The 24298-nt window shown below is 65.2% G+C and carries 20 protein-coding genes; 17 read left to right on the forward strand and 3 right to left on the reverse strand.

What is annotated here, in order from left to right; all coding sequences use genetic code 11:
- Window positions 1-31: 31 nt before the first annotated feature.
- Both lysA and lptM read right to left on the reverse strand, forming a co-directional pair.
- A complete protein-coding gene (gene lysA, locus EJI00_RS00505) occupies window positions 32-1318 on the reverse strand; it encodes a diaminopimelate decarboxylase (RefSeq protein ID WP_126745512.1) in 1287 nt (428 codons plus the stop codon).
- Window positions 1315-1569, reverse strand: coding sequence for an LPS translocon maturation chaperone LptM (lptM, locus tag EJI00_RS00510; RefSeq protein WP_409513995.1), 255 nt, complete (start codon window positions 1567-1569; stop codon window positions 1315-1317). Before lptM ends, lysA begins: the two co-directional genes overlap by 4 nt.
- Before the next feature lie 36 nt (window positions 1570-1605).
- Between lptM and cyaY the strand changes: the two genes are divergently transcribed.
- The gene (gene cyaY, locus EJI00_RS00515; protein WP_126745513.1) at window positions 1606-1938 is read left to right on the forward strand and encodes an iron donor protein CyaY; all 333 of its coding nucleotides are present in this window, start codon (window positions 1606-1608) and stop codon (window positions 1936-1938) included.
- Between the two features lie 11 nt (window positions 1939-1949).
- Here cyaY and EJI00_RS00520 read toward each other — a convergent pair whose 3' ends face one another.
- Window positions 1950-4280 (reverse strand): penicillin-binding protein 1A, encoded by a 2331-nt coding sequence (locus EJI00_RS00520; protein WP_126745514.1) that lies wholly within the window; start codon window positions 4278-4280, stop codon window positions 1950-1952.
- 322 nt (window positions 4281-4602) lie between these two features.
- On the opposite strand from EJI00_RS00520, the gene EJI00_RS00525 reads away from it, so the two are divergent.
- The 16 genes from EJI00_RS00525 (at window position 4603) to mlaE (ending at window position 24260) form a co-directional block, all read left to right on the forward strand.
- Window positions 4603-5682, forward strand: a complete 1080-nt coding sequence (locus tag EJI00_RS00525; RefSeq protein WP_126745805.1) for a pilus assembly protein PilM — start codon at window positions 4603-4605, stop codon at window positions 5680-5682.
- Window positions 5679-6299: a PilN domain-containing protein gene (locus EJI00_RS00530; RefSeq protein WP_126745515.1), complete on the forward strand. Its 621-nt coding sequence runs from the start codon at window positions 5679-5681 to the stop codon at window positions 6297-6299. The genes EJI00_RS00525 and EJI00_RS00530 overlap by 4 nt, the downstream gene beginning before the upstream one ends.
- An 8-nt stretch (window positions 6300-6307) precedes the next feature.
- Window positions 6308-6988, forward strand: coding sequence for a type 4a pilus biogenesis protein PilO (locus EJI00_RS00535; protein ID WP_126745516.1), 681 nt, complete (start codon window positions 6308-6310; stop codon window positions 6986-6988).
- On the forward strand, window positions 6985-7527 hold the full coding sequence (locus EJI00_RS00540) for a pilus assembly protein PilP (protein WP_126745517.1): 543 nt from the start codon (window positions 6985-6987) through the stop codon (window positions 7525-7527). Before EJI00_RS00535 ends, EJI00_RS00540 begins: the two co-directional genes overlap by 4 nt.
- Window positions 7524-9665 (forward strand): type IV pilus secretin PilQ, encoded by a 2142-nt coding sequence (pilQ, locus tag EJI00_RS00545; RefSeq protein ID WP_126745518.1) that lies wholly within the window; start codon window positions 7524-7526, stop codon window positions 9663-9665. Before EJI00_RS00540 ends, pilQ begins: the two co-directional genes overlap by 4 nt.
- 23 nt (window positions 9666-9688) lie before the next feature.
- On the forward strand, window positions 9689-10237 hold the full coding sequence (locus EJI00_RS00550) for a shikimate kinase (protein WP_126745519.1): 549 nt from the start codon (window positions 9689-9691) through the stop codon (window positions 10235-10237).
- A 31-nt stretch (window positions 10238-10268) separates the two neighbouring features.
- Window positions 10269-11381 (forward strand): 3-dehydroquinate synthase, encoded by a 1113-nt coding sequence (aroB, locus tag EJI00_RS00555; protein WP_126745520.1) that lies wholly within the window; start codon window positions 10269-10271, stop codon window positions 11379-11381.
- A 22-nt stretch (window positions 11382-11403) separates the two neighbouring features.
- Complete coding sequence (locus tag EJI00_RS00560) at window positions 11404-12534, forward strand: deoxyguanosinetriphosphate triphosphohydrolase (RefSeq protein WP_126745521.1); 1131 nt, start codon at window positions 11404-11406, stop codon at window positions 12532-12534.
- Window positions 12535-12539: 5 nt separating this feature from the next.
- A complete protein-coding gene (locus EJI00_RS00565; RefSeq protein ID WP_126745806.1) occupies window positions 12540-13793 on the forward strand; it encodes a CynX/NimT family MFS transporter in 1254 nt (417 codons plus the stop codon).
- Window positions 13790-14365 carry a DUF1415 domain-containing protein gene (locus tag EJI00_RS00570; RefSeq protein WP_126745522.1) on the forward strand — a complete coding sequence of 192 codons (576 nt, stop codon included), beginning with the start codon at window positions 13790-13792 and terminating at the stop codon, window positions 14363-14365. The genes EJI00_RS00565 and EJI00_RS00570 overlap by 4 nt, the downstream gene beginning before the upstream one ends.
- Window positions 14362-15243, forward strand: a complete 882-nt coding sequence (locus tag EJI00_RS00575; protein ID WP_126745523.1) for a class I SAM-dependent methyltransferase — start codon at window positions 14362-14364, stop codon at window positions 15241-15243. Before EJI00_RS00570 ends, EJI00_RS00575 begins: the two co-directional genes overlap by 4 nt.
- Window positions 15244-15272: 29 nt before the next feature.
- Window positions 15273-15968 carry a transposase gene (locus tag EJI00_RS00580; protein ID WP_126745524.1) on the forward strand — a complete coding sequence of 232 codons (696 nt, stop codon included), beginning with the start codon at window positions 15273-15275 and terminating at the stop codon, window positions 15966-15968.
- Window positions 15969-16151: 183 nt separating this feature from the next.
- Window positions 16152-20906 carry a glutamate synthase-related protein gene (locus EJI00_RS00585; RefSeq protein WP_126745525.1) on the forward strand — a complete coding sequence of 1585 codons (4755 nt, stop codon included), beginning with the start codon at window positions 16152-16154 and terminating at the stop codon, window positions 20904-20906.
- A 173-nt stretch (window positions 20907-21079) separates the two neighbouring features.
- Complete coding sequence (locus EJI00_RS00590) at window positions 21080-22558, forward strand: glutamate synthase subunit beta (RefSeq protein ID WP_126745526.1); 1479 nt, start codon at window positions 21080-21082, stop codon at window positions 22556-22558.
- 65 nt (window positions 22559-22623) lie between these two features.
- On the forward strand, window positions 22624-23481 hold the full coding sequence (locus tag EJI00_RS00595) for an ABC transporter ATP-binding protein (protein WP_126745527.1): 858 nt from the start codon (window positions 22624-22626) through the stop codon (window positions 23479-23481).
- Window positions 23478-24260 (forward strand): lipid asymmetry maintenance ABC transporter permease subunit MlaE, encoded by a 783-nt coding sequence (mlaE, locus tag EJI00_RS00600; protein WP_126745528.1) that lies wholly within the window; start codon window positions 23478-23480, stop codon window positions 24258-24260. The genes EJI00_RS00595 and mlaE overlap by 4 nt, the downstream gene beginning before the upstream one ends.
- Window positions 24261-24298 lie beyond the last annotated feature (38 nt).

Raw genomic sequence — 24298 nt, forward strand, 5'->3', positions numbered from 1 at the left:
TGGTCGGCGCGCCCCCGGCGGCTGCGACGGATCAGCCCTCGATCCGCTCGCTGCGCAGCTGGTCTTCCATCGTCTCGCGGCGGCGGATCAGCGTGGCGCTCTGGCCGCTCACCAGCACTTCGGCGGCGCGGCCTCGCGTGTTGTAGTTGCTGGCCATGCTCATGCAATAGGCGCCTGCCGACAGCACCCCCAGCAGGTCGCCGGACACCACGTTGAGCGCACGGTCGCGGCCGATCCAGTCGCCGCTTTCGCAAACCGGGCCGACCACGTCGTAGACCGGCGCGCTGCCGGCACGGATGCGCAGCGGCACGATCTGCTGGAACGCCTGGTACATCGCCGGCCGCGGCAGGTCGTTCATTGCCGCATCGACGATGCAGAAGTTCTTGTCTTCGCCCGGTTTGGTGTAGAGCACTTCGGTCACGCACACGCCTGCATTGCCGACCAGCGAACGGCCCGGCTCGATGACCAGCTTGCGCCGTCCGAAGCCGCGGGCGTCGAGCCGCGCGAGCAGTTGCTGCCAGAGCGCATCGGCCCTGGGCGGCACTTCGCCGTTGTAGTCGATGCCCAAGCCGCCGCCGAAGTCCAGGTGATGAATCGGCACGCCGGCCGCTTCGATGGCTTCGACCAGGTCGAGTATCCGGTCGCAGGCATCCAGATAGGGCGAGGCTTCGGTGATCTGCGAGCCGATGTGGCAGTCGATGCCCACCACCTCGAGTCCCGGCAGCCTGGCGGCGTGGCGATAGGCCTCGACCGCGCGGTCGTGGGCGATGCCGAACTTGTTGCCCTTGAGCCCGGTGGAAATATAGGGGTGCGTCTTGGGATCGACGTTGGGATTGATGCGGATGCTGATGGGCGCGCGGCGCCCCTCGGCCAGTGCCACTTCGTTGAGCACGTCGAGCTCGGCTTCGCTCTCCACGTTGAAGCAGGCAATGCCGGCCGCGAGCGCCTGCCGCATTTCGGCGCGGGTCTTGCCCACGCCCGAGAAGATGATCTTTGCCGGATCGGCGCCCACGGCCAGCACACGGCCCAGCTCGCCGCCCGAAACAATGTCGAACCCGCAGCCCGCCTCGGCGAATACGCGCAGCACGCCGAGTGATGAGTTCGCCTTCATCGCGTAGCAGATCAGGGCTTCGCGGCCCTCGAAGCCGCGCTGGTAGGCTGCCAGCGCGTCCAGCATCCATTGCTTCGAATAGACGAACAAGGGGGTGCCGTGTTCGCGGGCGAGGGCGTCGAGGCTCAAACCCTCGACGTGGAGCGCGCCGTCGCGATGCGCGATGTGCGGATGGCCGGGAAGGAGAGGAAGAGGGGCGTTCGTCACTTCGGCACTCCAGGGCTGGTGGCATTGCCGGTTGCGGCAGCCGGCGCGCTGCTGGCCGCGGCGGGCTTGGGCGCTGCTTCAGCGTCTGCAGCGCGCGAGCCGCCGGGTGTGAGCAACTGCGGCAGCGTGGCACGCTGCGCGGCCGCCGGATCGGTTGGCAGATAGAGCGGCCCACGCTGCCCGCAAGCGCCCAGGGCGCCCGCCACCGCAGCCAGGCAGACCATGAGCGCAGCGCGGCTGGAGGCGCTCACTAGAATTTGACGAACATTCAACATAACGAAATTGTAATGACCGACTCCGAATACATGGACCGCGCCGAAGCCGCGCTCGCCGCCATCGAGCAAGGTTGCGACCGCATCAACGATGCAACCGACGCCGACATCGACAACCAGCGGGTGGGCGGGATGATCACGATTTCATTCAAGAATGGCAGCCAGTTGATCGTGAACCTGCAGAAACCGCTGCAGGAAATCTGGCTGGCTGCGCGCTCCGGCGGCTATCACTACCGCTTTGACGGCAAGGCCTGGGTCGACACCAAGACCGGCGAGGAATTCTTCGGCAACCTGTCGCGCGAGGCGAGCCTGCAAGCCGGGCAGCCGCTGGAGTTTGCGGCCGCCTGACCTTGTTCGCCTCAATTCCTGAAGAGGTCGAGAATGCGATTGCGCTCCTCGGGCGGCGGAGGCGGGCTCACCGGCACGCCGCTCAGTGACTCTGCGGGAGGCGCAGGCGCCGAAGGGGCCTCCACGCCGAGGCTGGAGACGCCTCGGCCCGGCGCGTAGTCGTCGTAGTACCACTCGCCGCCGACGTTCACGACGCCGGCGGGCGGTGCGGCTGAAAGATCGGTCACGGGCACGCCCTTGATCGCCGTTTCCATGTAGTTGATCCAGATCGGCAGGCTCAGGCCGCCGCCGGTTTCGCGGTCGCCCAGGTTGCGCGGCGTGTCGTAGCCGATCCAGGAGATGGCCGTCATCGTGGGCTGGAAGCCCGCGAACCATGCATCGAGCGAGTCGTTGGTGGTGCCGGTCTTGCCGTAGAGATCGGGCCGCTTCAGCATGGCTTGCGCCTTGGCCGCGGTGCCGGCGCGCGTGATGGATTGCAGCAGCGTGTCCATGATGAAGGCATTGCGCTGGGGAATGGCGCGAATTGTCTCGTTCAACAGCGGCGGCTGCTTGTCGACCAGCACCCTGTCCTTGTGGTCAGTGATGCGGGTCACCAGATAGGGATTGACGCGGTAGCCGCCGTTGGCGAATACCGAGTACCCCACGGCCAGCTGCATCGGCGTGACAGAACCGGCCCCGAGCGCCATCGGCAGGTAGGCGGGGTGCTTGTCCTTGTCGAAGCCGAAGTTGGTGATCCATTCCTGCGCGTAGCGCGTGCCGATGGATTGCAGGATGCGGATCGACACCAGGTTCTTCGACTTCATCAGCGCGGTGCGCATGGACATCGGCCCGTCATAGCCGCCACCGTAGTTCTTGGGCTCCCAAGGCTGACCGCCGGTGGTGCCGGCATCGAAGAAGAGCGGGCCGTCGTTGATCACCGTGGCCGGGGTGAAGCCCTTCTCGAGCGCGGCCGAGTAGATGAAGGGCTTGAAGCTCGAACCCGGCTGGCGCCAGGCCTGCGTGACGTGGTTGAACTTGTTCTTTCCGAAGTCGAAGCCACCCACCAGCGCCTTGATGGCGCCGTCGCGCGGATCCATGGCGACGAAGGCGCCTTCCACTTCTGGCAGTTGGGTGATTTCCCAGGTGTTCTTGGGCGTCTTCACCACGCGGATCACGGCGCCGCGACGAATCTTGATGTTGGGCGGTGCCTTGTCGGAAAGGCCGGATTGGGCGGGCTTGAGGCCTTCTCCGGTGATCTGCACCGGATCGCCGTTGCCGCGGACGGCCGAGATCTCTTTCGCGCTGGCCTTGAGCACCACGGCGGACATCACGTCGCCGTTGTCGGGGTGGTCGGTCAGCGCGTCGTCCACGGCTTCGTCGAGTTCCTTCGGATCGCTGGGCAGGTCGACGAATTTCTCGGGGCCGCGATAGATCTGGCGCCGCTCGTAGTCCATGATGCCCTTGCGCAGCGCCTTGTATGCGGCGGCCTGGTCGGCAGCGACCAGCGATGTGTACACCTTCAGGCCGCGGGTGTAGGTGCTGTCGCCGTATTGCGCATACATCAGCTGGCGCACGGTTTCGGCCACGTACTCGGCGTGCAGGCGGTTCGGGTCCGCCGCGTCGCGCAAGTGCAGCTCTTCCTTCTTGGCCTCGGCGGCCTGCTCGGCCGTGATGAAGCCTGCGTCCTGCATGCGGTCGATCACGTAGAACTGGCGCCCGCGCGCGCGCTGCGGATTGTTGACCGGGTTGTTGGCGCCCGGTGCCTTCGGCAGGCCGGCCAGCATGGCCGCCTCGGCGATGGAAAGATCCTGCAGGGGTTTGCCGAAGTACGCTTCGGAGGCCGCGGCAAAGCCGTATGCGCGGTTGCCCAGGTAGATCTGGTTCAGGTAGATCTCGAAGATCTGGTCCTTGGTAAGCAGGTGCTCCAGCTTGAAAGTGAGCAGCACTTCGTAGATCTTGCGGGTGAGCGTTTTCTCCGAACTCAGGTAGACATTGCGCGCCACCTGCATCGTGATGGTCGAGGCGCCCTGGCTCTTCACGCGGTTCATGTTGGCCAGCCCCGCGCGCACCATGCCCTTGTAGTCGACGCCGCCGTGGTCGTAGAAGCGCGTGTCTTCAGCGGCCAACACCGCTTCCTTCACCAGCTTGGGGATGGCCGCAATCGGCGTGAGGTTGCGGCGCTCCTCGCCGAACTCGCCAATCAGGATGCCTTCGGCGGAGAAAACCCGCAGCGGCAGCTTCGGCCGGTAGTCGGACAGCTCGGAAATATCCGGCAGATTGGGGTAGGCGACCGCCAGGGCGACCGCGACCACGCACAGAACGGCCAGCACACCGGCCGCGGCAATGCCGAATCCCCAGGCCATGAAGCGCAGCAGCCATTTGAGCCAGGCTGGGCGTGTGGAGGAGGGAGTCTTGGCTGGCCCTTTAGGGCGTGAGGTTTCTTGCATGTAGGCCCGGAGAATCACCCGACATTATAAAAAGCCGCCCTCCTGCCCGAGGACGAACTTTGGCGCATCGTTGCGCGCTAAACCAAAAGTTACTGAATGTGGCTTCAACGTCAGGTTTTGACAACGGTCCCCAGGGTTGAACCCCGCCGCCGCTTGGTTGCAAGTACGCCTCCTGCTAGCATGCAACCGAACGCAATTTTTTCCATTGGTTACAAATGCAGGGGTAAAGGGACCTAACTTGGCTGCTTTCGGATCATTGTTTCGTCGTCAGAACGCCCCCATGCTCGGCTTGGACGTCAGTTCGTCCAGCGTCAAGCTGGTCGAGCTCGGCCGGGAGGCCAGCGGCAAGCTGGTTCTGGAGCGGTGCGCGATCGAACCCCTTGAGCGGGGCTGGATCACTGACGGCAACGTCGAAAAGTTCGATGAAGTAGCCGAAGCCGTTCGCCGCGTCGTGCGCAAGAGCGGCACCCGCACGCGCAACGTGGCGCTGGCGCTGCCCCCATCGGCTGTCATTACCAAGAAGATCATTCTTCCGGGCGGCATGAGCGAGCAGGAGCTCGAACTCCAGGTGGAGTCCGAAGCCAACCAATACATCCCGTTTTCGCTGGACGAAGTCAGTCTTGACTTCTGTGTGACCGGCCAGAGCGCCGCCTCTGCCGGCGATGTCGAGGTGCTGATTGCCGCATCCCGCAAGGAAAAGGTCCAGGACCGCGAAGGGCTGGCCGAAGCGGCCGGCCTGAAGGCGATGATCCTGGACGTCGAGTCTTATGCATCGCGCCTCGCAACCGCCCGCCTGATCGAACAACTGCCGGGCAAGGGCCTCGACGCCGTCGTGGCCCTTTTCGAAGTGGGCGCCTTCACCACCAGCATGCAGGTGCTGCGCAACCAGGAAGTGCTGTACGACCGCGACCAGGCTTTCGGCGGCGCCCAGCTGACGCAACTGATCGTCCGCCAGTACGGTTTTTCCGCCGAAGAGGCTGAAGCCAAGAAACGCAGCGGAGACCTGCCCGACGACTACGGCTCCAGCGTGCTGAAGCCCTTCGTGGAAAGCATTGCGCAGGAAATTGCCCGTGCACTGCAGTTCTTCTTTACCAGCACGCCGCACAACCGCGTCGACTATGTGCTGCTCGCGGGCGGTTCGGCCTCGTTGCCAAGTCTGACCAGCGCCGTCACCCGTCAGACCTCCTTTGCCTGTTCGCTCGTGAATCCGTTCGACGGCATGGAGATGGGGCCCAACATCCGTGAGAAGAAGGTTCGGCGCGAGGCGCCTTCCTATCTGACCTCCTGCGGTCTTGCCATGCGGAGGTTCGTGCAGTGATCCTCATCAATTTGCTTCCGCATCGCGAAGCTGCGCGAAAGCGCCGGCGCGAAGCTTTCTACGGCACCCTGGGTGCCGCGGCCATCCTGGGCGGCGTGATCGCGGGCCTTGGCTTTCTCTGGTTCGAGGCGCAAATCTCGGCCCAGCAGGCCAAGAACAACTTCCTGAAGACGGAAATCACCAAGCTCGACGCCGAGATCAAGGAAATTTCGACGCTGCAGCAGGAAATTGCAGCCCTGCGTGCTCGCCAGCAGGCGGTCGAAGACCTTCAGGGCGACCGCAACCTGCCGGTGCACCTGCTCAATGAACTGGTCCGGCAGTTGCCTGACGGCGCCTATATCACCAGCATGAAGCAGGAGAACCAGACCGTCACGCTGCAAGGCATGGCGCAGTCGAACGAGCGCGTCTCCGAACTGCTGCGCAACCTTGGCAACAACAGCCCCTGGCTGGTCAAGCCCGAGCTGGTTGAAATTACTTCCGCAACGGTGAGCCTGAGCCAGCGCGACCAGCGCCGCGTGGCGAACTTCACGATGCGCATCGGCCTCAAGCGGCCGACCGACGCGCAGAAGGCCGCGGCCGACAAGGCCCTGGCCGCAGCGGCGCAAGTCAAGGGGTAGGACGGATCATGGCAAGCAATCGCCCCTCTCAAAAGATAGACGTCGCCGCCGCGTTCCGTGGCTTCGGTGACCAGTTCCGCAACCTGAATCCGAACGATCCGGCCAGCTGGCCGCCGGTGCCCCGCTATGCCTTGTGCCTGGCGGTGACGGCAATGGTGCTGGTCGGCCTGTGGTTCCTGTGGCTCACCAACTCGAACGACGAGCTCGAAGGCGAGCGCGCCAAGGAAGTTACGCTGCGCGCCGACTACCAGAAGAAGGTCGCGCTGGCCGCCAACCTCGAGCTGCTGAAGAAGCAGCGCGAGCAGGTGCAGCAATATGTGACGCTGCTCGAGAAGCAGCTGCCGAGCAAGGCGGAAATGGACGCACTGTTGTCCGACATCAACCAGGCCGGCCTCGGCCGCAGCCTGCAGTTCGAGCTGTTCCGACCGGGGCAGGTTTCGGTCAAGGACTACTACGCGGAACTGCCGATCGCCGTGCGCGTGACCGGCCGCTACCACGACATCGGCTCGTTTGCCGCCGACGTCGCCGGCCTCTCGCGCATCGTGACGCTGAACAACCTGACGATCACTCCGCAAAAAGACAAGGACGGCACGCTCACGATGGATGCCACGGCACGCACCTACCGCTATCTCGATGACGAAGAGCGGGCGGCCCAGAAACGCGCCGCGGCGCCGAAGGCCAAGAAATGAGGACGATCGCCAAACTCATGTGGCTGGTAGCGGCCGCTGTGGGCCTGAGCGCCTGCGCCGATTCGGAGCAGGAAGACCTGCGCCGCTGGATGGTCGAGCAGCGTGCCCAGGTAAAGCCCAATGTGCCGCCGATCACCGAGCCCAAGAAATTCACGCCCCAGGCCTATACCGAAGGGGCTGCTTTCGAGCCGTTCAACCTGCTGAAGCTCACGCAGGCACTGCGCCGCGAATCGAACCAGCCCAGCACATCGGAGCTGATCGCGCCTGAACTGGCGCGCCGCAAGGAAGCGCTCGAAGCCTTCCCGCTCGACTCGATGGCCATGGTGGGCAGCATGAACCGCAACGGCCAGCCGGTGGCGCTGGTCCGTGTCGACAAGCTCCTCTACAAGGTGCGCGTCGGCGAGTACCTGGGGCTCAACTACGGGCGCATTACCCGTATCAACGAAACCGAAGTCGCCTTGCGTGAAATCGTGCAAGACGCTGCCGGTGAATGGATCGAACGCGTGGCGACATTGCAGCTGCAAGAGAGTGCGAAATGAATCAGAAAAAATCAACAATGGCACAGCGGCTGCGAGCTGCCGGGCTAGGTCTGCTGGCATTCGGCGCATTTGCCATGGCGCATGCGCAAAACGCCATCGAAGCAGTAACCAGTTCGACGCAATCCGGCGCCGAGGTCATCCGCATCGACCTGGCGCAGCCGCTCGCGGCCGTGCCGACCGGCTTTGCCGTTCAGACCCCGGCGCGCATTGCGCTTGATTTCCCGGGGGTTACCAACGCCATCGGGCGCTCCGCCATCGAGGTGAACCAGGGCAACCTGCGTTCCGTCAATGTGGTGCAGGCCGGCGAGCGCAGCCGCGTGGTGCTGAACCTCAAGCAGGCAACCGCCTACAAGACCGAGATCCAGGGCAAGTCGCTGCTGGTGATTCTGGAGCCGGTGGCCGGCACGGCGCTGGCATCGTCCACGCCCACCGTGTTTGCCGAGAACCGCAACCGCGACACGCTGCCGCTGCGCGACGTCGACTTCCGCCTCGGTTCCGACAACACCGGCCGCGTGATCGTCGACTTGCCGAACAACCAGGTGGGAGTCGATGTCAAGCAGCAGGGCAAGAACCTCGTCGTCGAGTTCACCAAGTCGACGCTGCCCGAAGGCCTGCGCCGCCGCCTGGACGTGGCCGACTTCAACACGCCGGTCCAACTGATCACCTCGCAACAGTCGGGCGACCGTGTTCGCATGACGATCGAGGCCAAGGGCGACTGGGAGCACAGCGCCTACCAGAGCGAGAACCAGTTCGTCGTCGAGGTTCGTGCCCGCAAGGTCGACCCGACCAAGCTGACGCAAGGCGTGGGCTACAACGGCGAGAAGCTGTCGCTGAACTTCCAGAACATCGAGATCCGCTCGCTGCTGCAGGTGATTGCCGACTTCACGAACTTCAACATCGTGACCTCCGACTCGGTCACCGGCGCGCTGACGCTGCGCCTGAAGGATGTGCCGTGGGACCAGGCCCTGGACATCATCATGCAGGCGAAGAACCTGGGCATGCGCAAGAACGGCAGCGTGCTGTGGATAGCGCCCAAGGACGAAATCAACGCCAAGGAAAAGCTCGAGTTCGAAGCCAAGGCTGCGATCGAGAACCTGGAGCCGCTGCGCACCCAGTCGTTCCAGCTCAACTACACCAAGGCGATTGCCATCGCCCAGGGCCTGACCGGCACCGGCGCTTCGTCCGGCGGCGGTGGCGGCTCCGGCACCACGACCCGCATCCTGAGCCCGCGCGGCAGCGTGATCGCGGAGTCGCGCACCAACCAGCTGTTCGTTTCCGACGTGCCGTCACGCCTTGCACAGGTAAGCGAACTCATCCAGAAGCTCGACATTCCGGTTCGCCAAGTGCTGATCGAAGCTCGTATCGTTGAGGCTTCCGACACCTTTGGCAAGTCGCTTGGCGTGCGTCTGGGCGGCGGTATCTCCCGCGAACGCGTCGCGTCGGCCAACGGCAATCCGGCATACGGCACCCTCGGCGTCATGCCCACCACCACCACCGGCGGCGTCGGCGCAGCAGCAGCTACCTGGACCAACTCCAACTTCCTCAACCTGCCCGCAGGCGATGCCGGCGGCACCGGCAATGCGCCCGGTACCTTCGCGATCTCGCTGTTCAACTCGAGCTTGTCGCGCATGTTGAACCTCGAGATCTCGGCACTGGAAGCCGACGGCAAGGGCAAGCTGGTTTCCAGCCCCCGCGTCATCACGGCCGACCAGACCAAGGCGCTGATCGAGCAGGGCGAAGAAATCCCCTACCAGCAGGCCACGTCCAGCGGCGCAACCTCGATCTCGTTCCGCAAGGCGGTGCTCAAGCTCGAGGTCACGCCCCAGATCACGCCCGAAGGCAACATCATCTTGACCCTGGACGTGAGCAAGGATGCCCGCGGCGTCAACACCTCGGCAGGCCCGGCCATCAATACCAAACACGTGCAGACCGAAGTGCTGGTCGAGAACGGCGGCACGGTCGTCATCGGTGGTATCTTCGAACTCACCGAAACCAATGACGAATCGCGCGTGCCGGTGCTGGGTGAAGTGCCCTACCTTGGGGCACTGTTCCGCAAGCGCGAACGCGTTGCCAACAAGACCGAAATGCTCGTCTTTATCACTCCGAAGATGATTACCGACCGCAACGCCGCGCGCTGACGCGCGGGCGTAGCAGCCACCGCGTGGCGGTCGCACTCGTCGGTTTGCCCGGCGCCGGTAAATCCGCAGTGGGGCGGCGCCTGGGCGCTCGCCTCGGCCTTCCGTTCGTCGATACCGACCACGTGATCGAGCACCGCATCGGCTGCTCGATTCGCGATTACTTCGAGCGCGAAGGCGAAATCGCTTTCCGGGACCTCGAGCAGACAGTCATTGCCGACCTTTGCGCACAGCCCCACGGCGTGCTTGCCACGGGAGGCGGGGCGGTTTTGCGGGAGGTCAATCGCAAGCAGTTGCGGGACCACTTCCACGTGATCTACCTGCGCTCTTCCCCCGAAGACCTGTTTCGCCGCTTGCGGCACGACGTCAAGCGGCCTCTCTTGCAGGTGGCCGATCCGCTCGGGCGGCTGCGCGAGCTGCACGATGCGCGCGACCCGTTCTACAGGGAAACGGCCCACGACGTGGTCGACACGGGCCGCCCGTCGATCGCCATGCTGGTGAACATCATCGTCATGCAGCTGGAGCTCGCCGGCATCGTGGCGCCGGGTGCCCACCCGGAAGAACCCGCCGCCTGAGCAACCGGTCCGCAGCGCCTAAACTCGCTGCATGCCATTGCCCGCACCTTCCGCACCGCCAGAACGCGTCGATATCCAGCTCGGCGAGCGCAGCTACCCCATCCTGATCGGCGCCGGCCTGCTCGGTGAACCTTCGAGCTTTGCCGCGGCGCCCGACGCTGCCAGCGCGCTGATCGTCAGCAACACCACGGTGGCACCACTCTATGCCAAGGCGCTGCACGCAGCCTTGGCCGGCCGTTTCCGCACCGTGCACCTTCTCGAGTTGCCCGACGGCGAGGCGCACAAGAACCTTCAGACCCTGAATCTGATCTTCGATGCGCTGCTCGGCCACGGCAGCGACCGGAAGACTGTGCTGTTCGCCCTGGGCGGCGGCGTGATGGGCGACATGACAGGCTTTGCGGCCGCCAGCTACATGCGCGGCGTGCCGTTCGTCCAAGTGCCGACCACGCTGCTGGCGCAGGTCGATTCGTCGGTGGGGGGCAAGACCGCGATCAACCACCCGCTGGGCAAGAACATGATCGGCGCGTTCTATCAGCCGCAGCTCGTGGTGTGCGACCTGGGCACGTTGCAGACGCTGCCGCCGCGGGAGATGAGCGCGGGCCTGGCCGAGGTCATCAAGTACGGGCCCATCCACGACATGGCGTTCTTCGACTGGATCGAAGCGAACATCGATGCGTTGGTGGCCCGCGATCCCGCCGCGCTGGCCTACGCCGTCAGGCGCAGCTGCGAAATCAAGGCGCTGGTCGTCGGGCAGGACGAGCGCGAAACGGGCCTCCGCGCCATTCTCAACTTCGGCCACACCTTCGGCCACGCGATCGAGTCGGGCCTGGGGTACGGCGAATGGCTGCACGGCGAAGCGGTCGGCTGCGGCATGGTCATGGCGGCGCACCTGTCGCAGCGGCTTGGCGGCGTCGATACGGCGTTTGTCGAACGGCTCACGCGGCTCATCGAACGCGCCGGCCTGCCAACCGTCGGCCCGGCGCTCGGAGCCGACCGTTACCTTGAGCTCATGCGGGTCGACAAGAAATCAGAAGCCGGTGAAATCCGCTTTGTGGTTATCGACAAGCCGGGCTCCGCCGCGGTCAGCAGCGCGCCCGATGCGCTCGTGCGCGAAGTGCTCGCGCAGTGCTGCAGCGCCGGGTGAGCGCAGCGCCAAGGGTGCGCCGATGAGTCTTGCGGCCTATGCCTGCCACCCCGCGCGGTCGCGCGGGCGCCGACATGCCGAGCCGCCCGCACCTACGCGCGATGCCTTCCAGCGCGACCGCGACCGCATCGTGCATTCCACCGCGTTCCGGCGCCTGGTCTACAAGACGCAGGTGTTCCTGAATCATGAAGGCGATCTGTTCCGCACCCGGCTCACGCATTCGTTGGAGGTGGCGCAGCTCGGCCGCTCCATCGCGCGCGCCTTGCGCCTCAACGAAGACCTGGTGGAGGCCATTGCCCTGGCGCACGACCTCGGCCACACGCCGTTCGGCCACGCGGGGCAGGACGCGCTCAATGCCTGCATGGAAAGCCACGGCGGCTTCGAGCACAACTTGCAGAGCCTGCGCGTGGTCGATGCGCTGGAGCACCGCTATCCGCAGTACGACGGCTTGAATCTCAGCTTCGAGACCCGCGAGGGCATTCTCAAGCACTGTTCGCGTGCCAATGCCGAACGCCTGGAGGCCGCCGAACCCAATGGCGTGGCCCGGCGCTTCCTCGACCGCACCCAGCCGGCGCTCGAGGCGCAGCTGTGCAACCTGGCGGACGCCATCGCCTACAACGCGCACGACATCGACGACGGCGTGCGCTCGGGGCTCATCAGCGTCGAGCAGCTCGGCGAGGTGGAGCTTTTCGAGCGCTACCGCCGCGAGGCGCTCGCCGAGTACCCCAGGCTGGAAGGGCGGCGCGTGCTCTACGAGACGATCCGGCGCATGCTGAGCGCCCAGGTCTATGACGTGATCGATGCCACCCGTGCGGCGGTCGAAAGTGCAGCTCCGGTCGATGCCGACGGCGTCCGCAACTCGCCGCCGCTCGTCGCGTTCAGCGAAACCATGCAGTCGCAGTCCAGCGAGCTCAAGAGCTTCCTGTTCCGCAACCTCTATCGGCATCCGCAGGTGACCCAAACCACCGACCAGGCACAGCAGGTGGTGCGGGAACTGTTCGATGCATACCTCGAGCGAAACGCCGAAATGCCCGCTTCCTACGCCGACCGCAGCGACCGGCATCGCGCCGTGGCCGACTACATCGCCGGCATGACCGATCGGTTCGCCATGCGGGAGCACGAAAGGCTCACCGGCCGGCGGGGCATCGGGTGAGTTCGGTGGCTACCGTGTCGGCACGCGTTCCAGCCGCTGCCTTCGCCGTTCTGCTCGGCGGCGTCAGCGCTGCGCTGCACCTGGGCAAGCTGCCGCCCGCCGTGCCGGCCTTGCAGGCTTCACTCGGCATCAGCCTTGTCGAAGCCGGGTTTCTGCTGTCGCTGGTGCAGGTGGCCAGCATGACCCTCGGGTTGGCGATCGGGCTTGCGGCGGACACCATCGGCCTTCGGCGCAGCATGCTCACGGGGTTGCTTGTGCTGGTTGTCGCCAGCCTGCTTGGCGGCGCCGTCGGCGCCGGCCTCTTCGGCGATGCGCACGCAGTGCGGTGGCTGCTGGTTCTGCGCGCCGCCGAAGGCATTGGCTTTCTGCTGGCGGTCATGCCGGGGCCAGGGTTGATCCGCACGCTGACGCCGGCCGGAGCGGACAAGGCCGCGCTCGGACTGTGGGGTGCGTACATGCCGCTTGGCGTCGCGCTTGCGCTGCTGCTGGGTCCGGCGTTGATCGCCTGGGGCGGGTGGTCCGACTGGTGGTTGGCGCTTTCCGCCGTTTCGGCCGCCGTGGTGGTCTGGTTGTGGTTGGCCGTACCCGCGGACGAGGTTCGCTCCGCCGCCGTGGGCGGTGCAACGGCGGGGTGGTCGTCGCGGCTGCGCGCGACGGTCGGCGCACGCGCACCCTGGATGATCGCGCTGACGTTTGCCGTGTATTCCGCCCAGTGGATGGCGGTGATCGGCTTCCTTCCCGCCATTTATGCCGGCGCGGGTGTACCGCCAGGCTGGAATGCGGTGCTCACCGCCATCGCGGCCGCGATGAACATCGTCGGCAACGTGGCGGGCGGGCGCTGGCTGCAACGCGGCGTTGCGCCCGAGCGCCTGCTGCAGCTGGGCTTCGGCGCAATGGCGCTGGGAGGCGTGGCAGCTTTTGCGCAAATGGGGCAGGGCGCCGACGCGCTCGGCCTGCCCCCAGCGCTTCGCTATGCCGCTGTCTGCCTCTTTTCGTTGGGCGGCGGCATGGTGCCGGCAACGCTGTTCCTTCTCGGGGTCCGCATGGCGCCTGGGCCCAGCACCGTTTCGACCACGGTCGGACTCATGCAGCAGGCCTCCTCGCTGGGGCAGTTCCTGGCGCCGCCCGCGGTGGCTTGGGTGGCTCACCGTGTCGGCGGCTGGCACTGGACATGGACGGCCACGCTGGCATGTTCGCTGGCCGGCATGGCCATGGCGCGACACCTTGGACGAATACGCCTTGCGGCGGCAGTGGCATGACGGGCGCGGCGACAATCGAGGCCATGCAGGCCGAAGCCGATACCCGGCGCTGGCTCGAACGTGCGGTGATCGGACTCAACCTGTGTCCCTTTGCCAAGGCGGTTCATGTCAAGGCGCAGATTCACCTCGCCGTGTACATGCCGGCCGACGACGCCGCGCTGATCGAAATGCTTCTTTCCGAGGCCAATGAACTCGCAGCGCTCGAAGTCTCCGTGCGCGACACCACCTTGCTGATAGCACCCAACACCTTGGCGGATTTTCTGGACTTCAACGATTTCACGGCACGCGCCGAACGCAAGCTCGCCCGCGCGGGGTTCGACGGTGTGTTCCAGCTGGCGAGCTTTCATCCGCAGTTCCAGTTCGGCGGCACCGAGCCCGACGACATCTCCAACGCAACCAATCGCGCGCCGTATCCCACGCTGCACCTGTTGCGCGAAGACAGCGTGAGTCGCGCGGTTGAAGCCTTCCCGGAGGCGGAGGCAATCTTCGAGCGCAACATCGAAACGCTCGAAGCCCTGGGCCCCGAAGGTTGGGCCGCGCTCGACGTGGGCCCCGGGAGCGCCCGAAGATGAATGCACAAGCGACCAAGACCGTGAAGACCGCAAAGACTGCCAAGGCCGAAGCCGAGTTGTCCGAGGTTCTGCGCCCGGGCCAGTCCGTCGAGCTCCTGAAAGAGCTGCACATCCTTACGCGTGAAGGCCGGCTCAACCAGGATTCGCGACGCAAGCTCAAGCAGGTGTACCACCTGTTCCAGTTCATCGAGCAACTGCTGCGCGAACTGCCGGGCGGCGGCGCCGAGGCCACGCTGGCCGACCACGGCGCGGGCAAGTCGTACCTCGGCTTCATCATCTACGACCTGTTCTTCCGCTCGCGCGAAGGCGGGCACGTCTACGGCATCGAGACGCGCAGCGAGCTGGTGGAAAAATCGCGCGCGCTCGCCAGGCAGCTCGGCTTCGACCGCATGTCCTTCCTCAATCTCACCGTCGCCGAATCGGCGAACGCGAGCGAATTGCCCGAGCGAATCGACGTGGTCACCGCGCTGCACGCCTGCGACACCGCCACCGACGATGCGATTGCCTTCGGCCTCGCGAAGAAGGCGCGCTGCATGGTGCTGGTGCCGTGCTGCCAGGCCGAGGTGGCCGCCTGCCTGCGCGAAACCAAGGCGCTCGCGCTGTCGCGCACGCCATTGGCCGAACTGTGGCGCCATCCGCTGCACACCCGCGAAATCGGCAGCCAGCTCACCAATGTGCTGCGCTGCCTCTATCTCGAGGCCAACGGCTACAGCGTCACCGTGACCGAACTGGTGGGCTGGGAGCACAGCATGAAGAACGAGCTGATCCTGGCGCGCCACACAGGGCAGCGCAAGGCCGCCGCTGCCGCCCGACTGGGAGAGTTGCTGGCGCAGTTCGGCCTCGATGCCTTGGGCGAGACGCGCTTTCGCCTGAGCTGAAATCCGCGAGCACGCGCCGCCTTCAAGCCATGGCCCGTCTCCCCCGCCTCACGCTGGCCGACATGCCGCACCACGTGATCCAGCGCGGAAACAACCGCCAGGCGATCTTTGTCGACCGTGCGGACCACGAGCGCTTGCTCGCCCTGCTGGCCGACAACGCCGTGCGCTTCGGCATCGCGCTGCACGCCTATGTGCTGATGGACAACCACTTCCATCTGCTGGCAACGCCCAGTACCGCCACCGGACTGCCGCAGTTCATGCAGTCGGTGGGGCGCAGCTATGTGCGCTATTTCAATGACCGCCACGGCCGCAGCGGCACCTTGTGGGAGGGGCGCTACAGGTCGACGCTGATTCAGACCGATCGCTATCTGATGACCTGCATGGCGTACATCGACCTCAACCCGGTGCGGGCCGGCATGGTCGTGGACGCGCGCGACTTTCCATGGTCCAGCCACGGCCACTATGCCGGCCTGCGGCACGACAGGCTGCTGACGCCGCATCCGCTCTACTGGGAGCTTGGCAACACGCCTTTCGCCCGTGAGGCTGCATATGTCGAATTGGTGCGCGCGGGCGTGCGTTCCGCCGATCAGGGCACTCTGACCGAAGCCACTTTGCGCGGGTGGGCGGCCGGCGACGCGGATTTTCTTGCTTCGCTTCAAAAGTCGACCGAGCGGCGAGTCGCCAAGGCTAAGGCCGGTCGACCGCCATCTACCGCCAACTCCTGAGCCTGAAGCTCGGCGGACGGCGCAATCTTGGGCTGTGTTGCTTCTTCTTTTAATATGTCCCCAATTTAATTCTGACTGGAACACTCGGAATATAATCAGAATCTGACCCCTATTAAAGTGTTTGGCATTCTTTGTGCATCGCAATATCCTTCTCTTCCCTGCGAAAAACTGAAGGAGTGCGCCATGACGACGGCTGCCGAGATCGAACATCTCCAACAACACGGTCTGTATTCCGGTGCCGACGAGCACGATGCCTGCGGCGTCGGCTTCGTGGCGCACATCAAGGGCGAGAAAAGCCATGCGATCGTGCTTCAGGGCCTGAAGATCCTCGAAAACCTCGACCATCGCGGCGCAGTGGGCGCTGACAAGCTCATGGGCGACGGCGCGGGCATCCTGATCCAGCTGCCCGACCACCTGTACCGCGAAGAAATGGCCAAGCAGGGCGTTACCCTGCCGCCGCCCGGCGAATACGGCGTCGGCATGATCTTCCTGCCGAAGGAACACGCCTCGCGCGAAGCCTGCGAACAAGAGATGGAACGCGCCATCAAGGCCGAAGGCCAGGTGCTGCTCGGCTGGCGCGACGTGCCGGTGAACCGCGACATGCCGATGTCGCCCACCGTGCGCGCCAAGGAGCCGCTGCTGCGCCAGGTGTTCATCGGCCGCGGCAACGACGTGATCGTGCAGGACGCGCTCGAGCGCAAGCTCTACGTCATCCGAAAGACCGCCAGCGCCAACATCCAGCGCCTGAAGCTCAAGCACAGCAAGGAATACTACGTTCCGAGCATGTCGAGCCGCACCGTGGTCTACAAGGGCCTGCTGCTGGCCGACCAGGTGGGTACCTATTACCTCGACCTGCAGGACAAACGCTGCATCTCGGCCCTGGGCCTCGTGCACCAGCGCTTCTCGACCAACACTTTCCCCGAGTGGCCGCTGGCCCACCCGTACCGCTACGTTGCCCACAACGGCGAAATCAACACGGTCAAGGGCAACTACAACTGGATGAAGGCGCGCGAAGGCGTGATGTCGTCGCCGGTGCTCGGCGCCGACCTGCAGAAGTTGTACCCGATCAGCTTTGCCGGCCAGTCCGACACCGCCACCTTCGACAACTGCCTCGAGCTGTTGACGATGGCCGGCTACCCCATCAGCCAGGCCGTGATGATGATGATTCCCGAGCCCTGGGAACAGCACGCCACCATGGACCCGCGCCGCCGCGCGTTCTATGAATACCACGCCGCCATGCTGGAGCCGTGGGACGGCCCGGCCTCCATCGTGTTCACCGACGGCCGCCAGATCGGCGCCACGCTCGACCGCAACGGCCTGCGCCCCTCGCGCTACTGCGTGACGGATGACGACCTGGTCATCATGGCTTCGGAGTCCGGCGTGCTGCCCGTGCCCGAGCAGAAGATCGTGCGCAAGTGGCGCCTGCAGCCCGGCAAGATGTTCCTGATCGACCTGGAGCAGGGCCGCATGATCGATGACGAGGAGGTCAAGGCCACCCTCGCCAACAGCAAGCCGTACAAGCAGTGGATCGAAAACCTGCGCATCAAGCTCGACAGCGTGAAGGCGGAACCCGTCGCGGCACCCGTCAACCAGGTCGCGCTGCTCGACCGCCAGCAGGCCTTCGGCTACACCCAGGAAGACATCAAGTTCCTGATGAGCCCGATGGCGCAGGCCGGTGAAGAAGGCATCGGCTCCATGGGCAACGACAGCCCGCTGGCCGTGCTTTCCAGCAAGAACAAGCCGCTCTACAACTACTTCAAGCAGTTGTTCGCGCAAGTGACCAACCCGCCGATCGACCCGATCCGCGAAGCCATCGTGATGTCGCTGGTGTCGTTCATCGGCCCCAAGCCCAACCTGCTGGACATCAACCAGGTCAACCCGCCGATGCGGCTCGAGGTGAGCCAGCCGATTCTCGACTTCGCCGACATGGCCAAGCTGCGCGACATCGGCAAGTACACGCAGGGCAAGTTCAAGAGCTACGTGCTCGACATCACCTATCCGCTCGCCTGGGGCGACGAAGGCGTCGAAGCCAAGCTGGCGTCGCTGTGCGCCGAGGCAGTCGACGCCATCAAGGGCGGCCACAACATCCTGATCGTGAGCGACCGCGGCGTGAGCCCCACGCAGGTTGCGATCCCCGCCGTGCTGGCGCTGTCGGCCGTGCACCAGTACCTGGTGCGCGAGGGCCTGCGCACCACCGCCGGCCTGGTGGTGGAGACCGGTTCGGCGCGCGAGGTGCATCATTTCGGCGTGCTGGCGGGCTACGGCGCGGAAGCCGTGCACCCCTACCTGGCCATGGAAACCCTGGCGGCCATGCACGCCGACCTGCCGGGCGACATGAGCGCCGAGAAGGCGGTCTACAACTACGTCAAGGCCATCGGCAAGGGTCTCTCGAAGATCATGTCGAAGATGGGTGTCAGCACCTACATGAGCTACTGCGGCGCGCAGCTGTTCGAAGCCATCGGCCTGAATACCGCCACCGTCAACAAGTACTTCACCGGCACAGCCAGCCGCGTCGAGGGCATCGGCGTGTTCGAGATTGCCGAGGAAGCCATCCGCATGCACAAGGCGGCTTTCGGCGACGATCCGATTCTTTCGAACATGCTCGACGCCGGCGGTGAATACGCCTGGCGCACGCGCGGCGAAGAGCACATGTGGACGCCCGACGCCATCGCCAAGCTGCAGCACAGCACGCGCTCGAACAACTGGAACACGTACAAGGAGTACGCGCAGCTCATCAACGACCAGAACCGCCGCCATCTCACGCTGCGCGGCCTGTTCGAGTTCAAGCTGGACCCGGCCAAGGCCATTCCGGTCGACGAGGTCGAGCCCGCGGCTGAAATCGTCAAGCGCTTTGCCACCGGCGCGATGTCGCTCGGTTCGATCAGCACCGAAGCGCACTCCACGCTCGCCATTGCCATGAACCGCATCGGCGGCAAGAGCAACACGGGCGAGGGCGGCGAAGATCCGGCGCGCTACCGCAACGAGCTCAAGGGCATTCCAATCAAGCAGGGCGACACGCTCAAGAGTGTGATCGGCGCGGCCAACGTCGAGGTCGACCTGCCGCTGAAGGACGGCGACTCGCTGCGTTCGCGCATCAAGCAGGTGGCTTCGGGCCGCTTCGGCGTCACGGCCGAGTACCTGCATTCGGCCGACCAGATCCAGATCAAGATGGCGCAAGGTGCCAAGCCGGGCGAGGGCGGTCAGCTGCCCGGCGGCAAGGTCACCGAGTACATCGGCAAGCAGCGCTACGCGGTTCCGGGCGTGGGCCTGATCTCGCCGCCGCCGCACCACGACATCTACTCGATCGAAGACCTGGCGCAGCTGATCCACGACCTGAAGAACGCCGCGCCGCATGCGAGCATCAGCGTCAAGCTGGTGAGCGAAATCGGCGTGGGCACCATCGCGGCCGGCGTGGCCAAGTGCAAGAGCGACCACGTGGTGATCGCGGGCCATGACGGCGGCACGGGCGCTTCGCCCTGGTCGTCGATCAAGCATGCGGGCAGCCCGTGGGAAATCGGCTTGGCCGAAACGCAGCAGACGCTGGTGCTCAACCGCCTGCGCAGCCGCATCCGCGTGCAGGCCGACGGCCAGATGAAGACCGGCCGCGACGTCGCCATCGGCGCCCTGCTGGGTGCCGACGAGTTCGGCTTTGCCACCGCGCCGCTGGTGGTCGAAGGCTGCATCATGATGCGCAAGTGCCACCTGAACACCTGCCCGGTGGGCGTGGCCACGCAAGACCCGATCCTGCGCAAGAAGTTCTCGGGCAAGCCCGAGCACGTCGTCAACTACTTCTTCTTCGTGGCCGAAGAAGTGCGCCAGATCATGGCCCAGCTCGGCATCCGCAAGTTCGACGACCTGATCGGCCGCGCCGACCTGCTCGACATGCGCAAGGGCATCGAGCACTGGAAGGCTTCCGGCCTGGACTTCAGCCGCCTGTTCGCGCTGCCGACGGTGCCGGCCGAGGTGCCGCGCTACCACGTGGAGAACCAGGACCATGGCCTCGAGCGTGCGCTCGACGTCAAGCTGATCGAAAAGTCGCGTCCCGCCATCGAGCGCGGCGAGAAGGTGCAGTTCATCGAGGTGGCGCGCAACGTCAACCGCTCGGTGGGCGCCATGCTGTCGGGCGCGCTGACCAAGGTGCATCCGCAGGGTCTGCCCGACGATTCGATCCGCATCCAGCTCGAAGGCACGGGCGGCCAGTCGTTCGGCGCCTTCCTGGCGCGCGGCATCACGCTCTACCTGATCGGCGATGCCAACGACTACACCGGCAAGGGCCTTTCCGGCGGCCGCGTGGTGGTTCGCCCGAGCCTTGATTTCCGCGGCGAAGCCACGCGCAACACCATCGTCGGCAACACCGCGCTCTACGGCGCGACCACCGGTGAAGCCTATCTGTGCGGCGTGGCCGGCGAGCGTTTCGCGGTGCGTCTCTCGGGTGCCACGGCGGTCGTCGAAGGCACGGGCGACCACGGCTGCGAATACATGACCGGCGGCACGGTTGCGGTGCTCGGCAAGACGGGCCGCAACTTCGCGGCCGGCATGAGCGGCGGCGTGGCTTTCGTCTACGACGAAGACGGCCAGTTCGCCACGCGCTGCAATCTCTCGATGGTGTCGCTCGACAAGGTGCTGACCTCGGCCGAGCAGACCGCGAGCGTGCACCGCAAGATCTGGCACGGCGGCGAGACCGACGAGGCCCAGCTCAGGAAGCTGCTCGAAGAGCACCACCGCTGGACCGGCAGCAAGCGTGCGCGCGAACTGCTCGACAACTGGGCCGTGGCCCGCACCAAGTTCGTCAAGGTGTTCCCGAACGAATACAAGCGTGCGCTCGCCGAGCTGCACGACCGCAAGGTCGAGCTCACGAGCAGCGGCAACAACGCGCACATCGGCCTGGAGCCGCACGCGGTGGCCGCCGCGCCGCAGGCCACCCCGGCCGCAGTTTGAAGATCAACCAAAAAACAGAACTAGCTCCCACACGGCATGCAGCACGTGAAACTGCCACAGCCCCTTCGGGGAACACCGCGGAACCGGCTTTGCCGGGCCGCTGGTGTTGCCCCCTTGAGGGGGGTGGCGGCTACACGCAGTGAGCAAGCAACGGGGGTGTAAAAGGAATCGCGATGGGAAAGATCACCGGCTTCATGGAGCATGAGCGCATCGAAGAGGGCTACAAGCCCGTCGAAGAGCGCGTCAAGCATTACAGGGAATTCGTCGTCGGCCTGACGAACGAGCAGGCCAAGGTACAGGGCGCACGCTGCATGGACTGCGGCACGCCGTTCTGCAACAGCGGCTGCCCGGTCAACAACATCATTCCGGACTTCAATGACCTCGTTTACCGCAACGATTGGCAGAACGCCTTCGCGGTGCTCGACTCGACCAACAACTTTCCGGAGTTCACCGGCCGCATCTGCCCCGCCCCCTGCGAGGCCGCCTGCGTGCTCAACGTGAACGACGACCCGGTCGGCATCAAGTCGCTGGAGCACGCCATCATCGACCGCGCCTGGGACGAAGGCTGGGTGGCGCCGCGCGTTGCCAAGCACAAGACGGGCAAGAAGGTGGCCGTGGTGGGTTCGGGCCCGGCCGGCATGGCCGCGGCGCAGCAGCTCGCTCGCGCCGGCCATGACGTGACGCTGTTCGAAAAGAACGATCGCATCGGCGGCCTGCTGCGCTACGGCATTCCCGACTTCAAGATGGAGAAGACGCACATCGATCGCCGCGTCGAGCAGATGAAGGCCGAGGGCGTGACATTCCGCACCGGCGTGATCGTCGGTGCCGCAAAAGACCCGCTGGGCAAAGGCTCCAAGGTGACCAACCTCGCCAAGGAAACCGTCACGCCCGAGCAGCTGGACAAGGAATTCGACGCCGTGCTGCTCACCGGCGGCGCCGAGCAGTCGCGCGACCTGCCGGTGCCGGGCCGCGACTTGGACGGCATTCACTTCGCGATGGAGTTCCTGCCCCAGCAGAACCGCGTGAATGCGGGCGACAAGGTCAAGGGCCAGCTGCGTGCCGACGGCAAGCACGTCATCGTCATCGGCGGCGGCGACACCGGCTCCGACTGCGTGGGCACCAGCAACCGCCATGGCGCCGCCAGCGTCACGCAGTTCGAGCTGATGCCTCAGCCGCCCGAGGAAGAAAACCGTCCGCTGACCTGGCCCTACTGGCCGATCAAGCTGCGCACCAGTTCCAGCCACGAAGAAGGCTGCGAGCGCGAGTTCGCCATCTCCACCAAGGAGTTCATCGGCGAAAAGGGCAAGGTCACCGGCCTGAAGACCGTCCGCGTCGAGTGGAAGGACGGCAAGATGCAGGAAGTGGCTGGCAGCGAGCAGATCCTCAAGGCCGACCTCGTGCTGCTGGCCATGGGCTTCGTGAGCCCCGTGGCCACCGTGCTCGATGCCTTCGGCGTCGAGAAGGATGCACGCGGCAATGCCAAGGCCACCGTCGATTTCATTGGCGGCTACGCCACCAACGTGCCGAAGGTGTTTGCGGCAGGCGATATCCGCCGTGGCCAGTCGCTCGTGGTGTGGGCAATTCGCGAGGGCCGGCAGGCTGCGCGCTCGGTAGACGAGTTTTTGATGGGATTTAGCGACTTACCTCGCTGAATTTTGTTTCAATTTCGCGGGGCCCTTCACGGCCCCGCTATCATTTGCGGAAACCGCATGCCGGGATGCCTGTCAAGGTGCCCGGCTTTTTTATTGAGATGGACCCAGCCGCACAGCCACACCCCTTTGTAGAGTTCCGCGACGTTACGTTCGGCTATGGCGCGCGTGCGATTCTCGACGGTGTGTCCTTTGCCATCCCGCGCGGCAAGGTCACCGCGCTCATGGGGGCCTCGGGCGGCGGCAAGACGACCGTGCTGCGGCTTGTCGGCGGACAGCAGCGGGCGCAGCGCGGCGAAGTGCTGTTCGACGGCCAGGACGTCGGCAAATTCGACGCCGCCGCTCTCTATAAAGCACGGCGCCGCATGGGCATGCTCTTTCAGTTCGGTGCCTTGTTCACCGACATGAGCGTGTTCGACAACGTTGCCTTTCCTTTGCGCGAACACACGCAGCTGTCGGAAGCGCTGGTGCGCGACATCGTCCTCATGAAGCTCGACGCAGTGGGTTTGCGCGGCGCGCGCGACCTCATGCCCAGCGAAGTGTCCGGCGGCATGGCGCGGCGCGTGGCGCTTGCGCGTGCCATTGCGCTAGACCCCGACCTGGTGATGTACGACGAGCCTTTTGCCGGACTGGATCCGATTTCGCTCGGCACTGCGGCGCGGCTGATCCGCCAGCTCAACGACACGCTGGGACTGACCAGCATCGTCGTCTCGCACGATCTCGAAGAAACATTCCGCATCGCCGATCACGTGATCATCCTGGCCAACGGCGCCATCGCGGCGCAGGGCACGCCCGACGAAGTGCGGCAAAGCGCCGATCCGCTGGTTCACCAGTTCGTCAATGCGCTGCCCGACGGGCCCGTGCATTTTCATTACCCTGGCGTTGGAATCGAAGCAGATTTCGGCAACGAAGGGGGGCGCGCATGACCTGGTGGAAGCCCGCCGATGTCGGCTTTGCCGTGCGCAGCAAGCTCGCCGATATGGGCTATGGCGCCAAGCTGTTCGTGCGCCTGGCGTTTCAAGGCGCGCAGAGCCTGCGGCGCTTCAGCCTGGTGCGCGACCAGATTCACTTTCTGGGCAACTACTCGCTCGCCATCATTGCGGTGTCCGGCCTTTTCGTGGGCTTCGTGCTGGGCCTGCAGATGTATTACGCGCTGCAGCGCTACGGTTCTTCCGAGGCGCTCGGCCTGCTGGTTGCCCTGAGCCTGGTGCGCGAGCTCGGCCCAGTGGTGGCTGCCTTGCTTTTTACCGGGCGTGCCGGAACTTCGCTCACCGCGGAAATCGGCCTCATGAAGGCCGGCGAACAGCTCAGCGCCATGGAAATGATGGCGGTCGACCCGGTCCGGCGCATTCTTGCCCCGCGCTTCTGGGCCGGCGTCATCACGATGCCGCTGCTGGCGGCCGTGTTCAGCGCGGTCGGCATCATGGGCGGCTACGTGGTCGGCGTGCTGATGCTGGGTGTCGATCCGGGCGCGTTCTGGGGCCAGATGCAGGGCGGCGTCGATGTCTGGCGCGACGTGGGCAACGGCGTGATCAAGAGCATCGTCTTCGGTTTCACCGTGACCTTCATCGCGCTGCTGCAGGGCTACGAAGCCCAGCCCACGCCTGAAGGCGTGTCGCGCGCAACCACGCGCACGGTGGTCATGGCATCGCTTTCGGTGCTCGGCCTCGACTTCCTGTTGACCGCCATGATGTTCAGTATTTGAAGGAGCTTCGGCTCCCATCGTTCTAGAGAGAGTGCAAA

The sequence above is a fragment of the Variovorax sp. DXTD-1 genome, assembly GCF_003984625.1.
In the GTDB taxonomy this organism is placed as follows: domain Bacteria; phylum Pseudomonadota; class Gammaproteobacteria; order Burkholderiales; family Burkholderiaceae_C; genus Variovorax.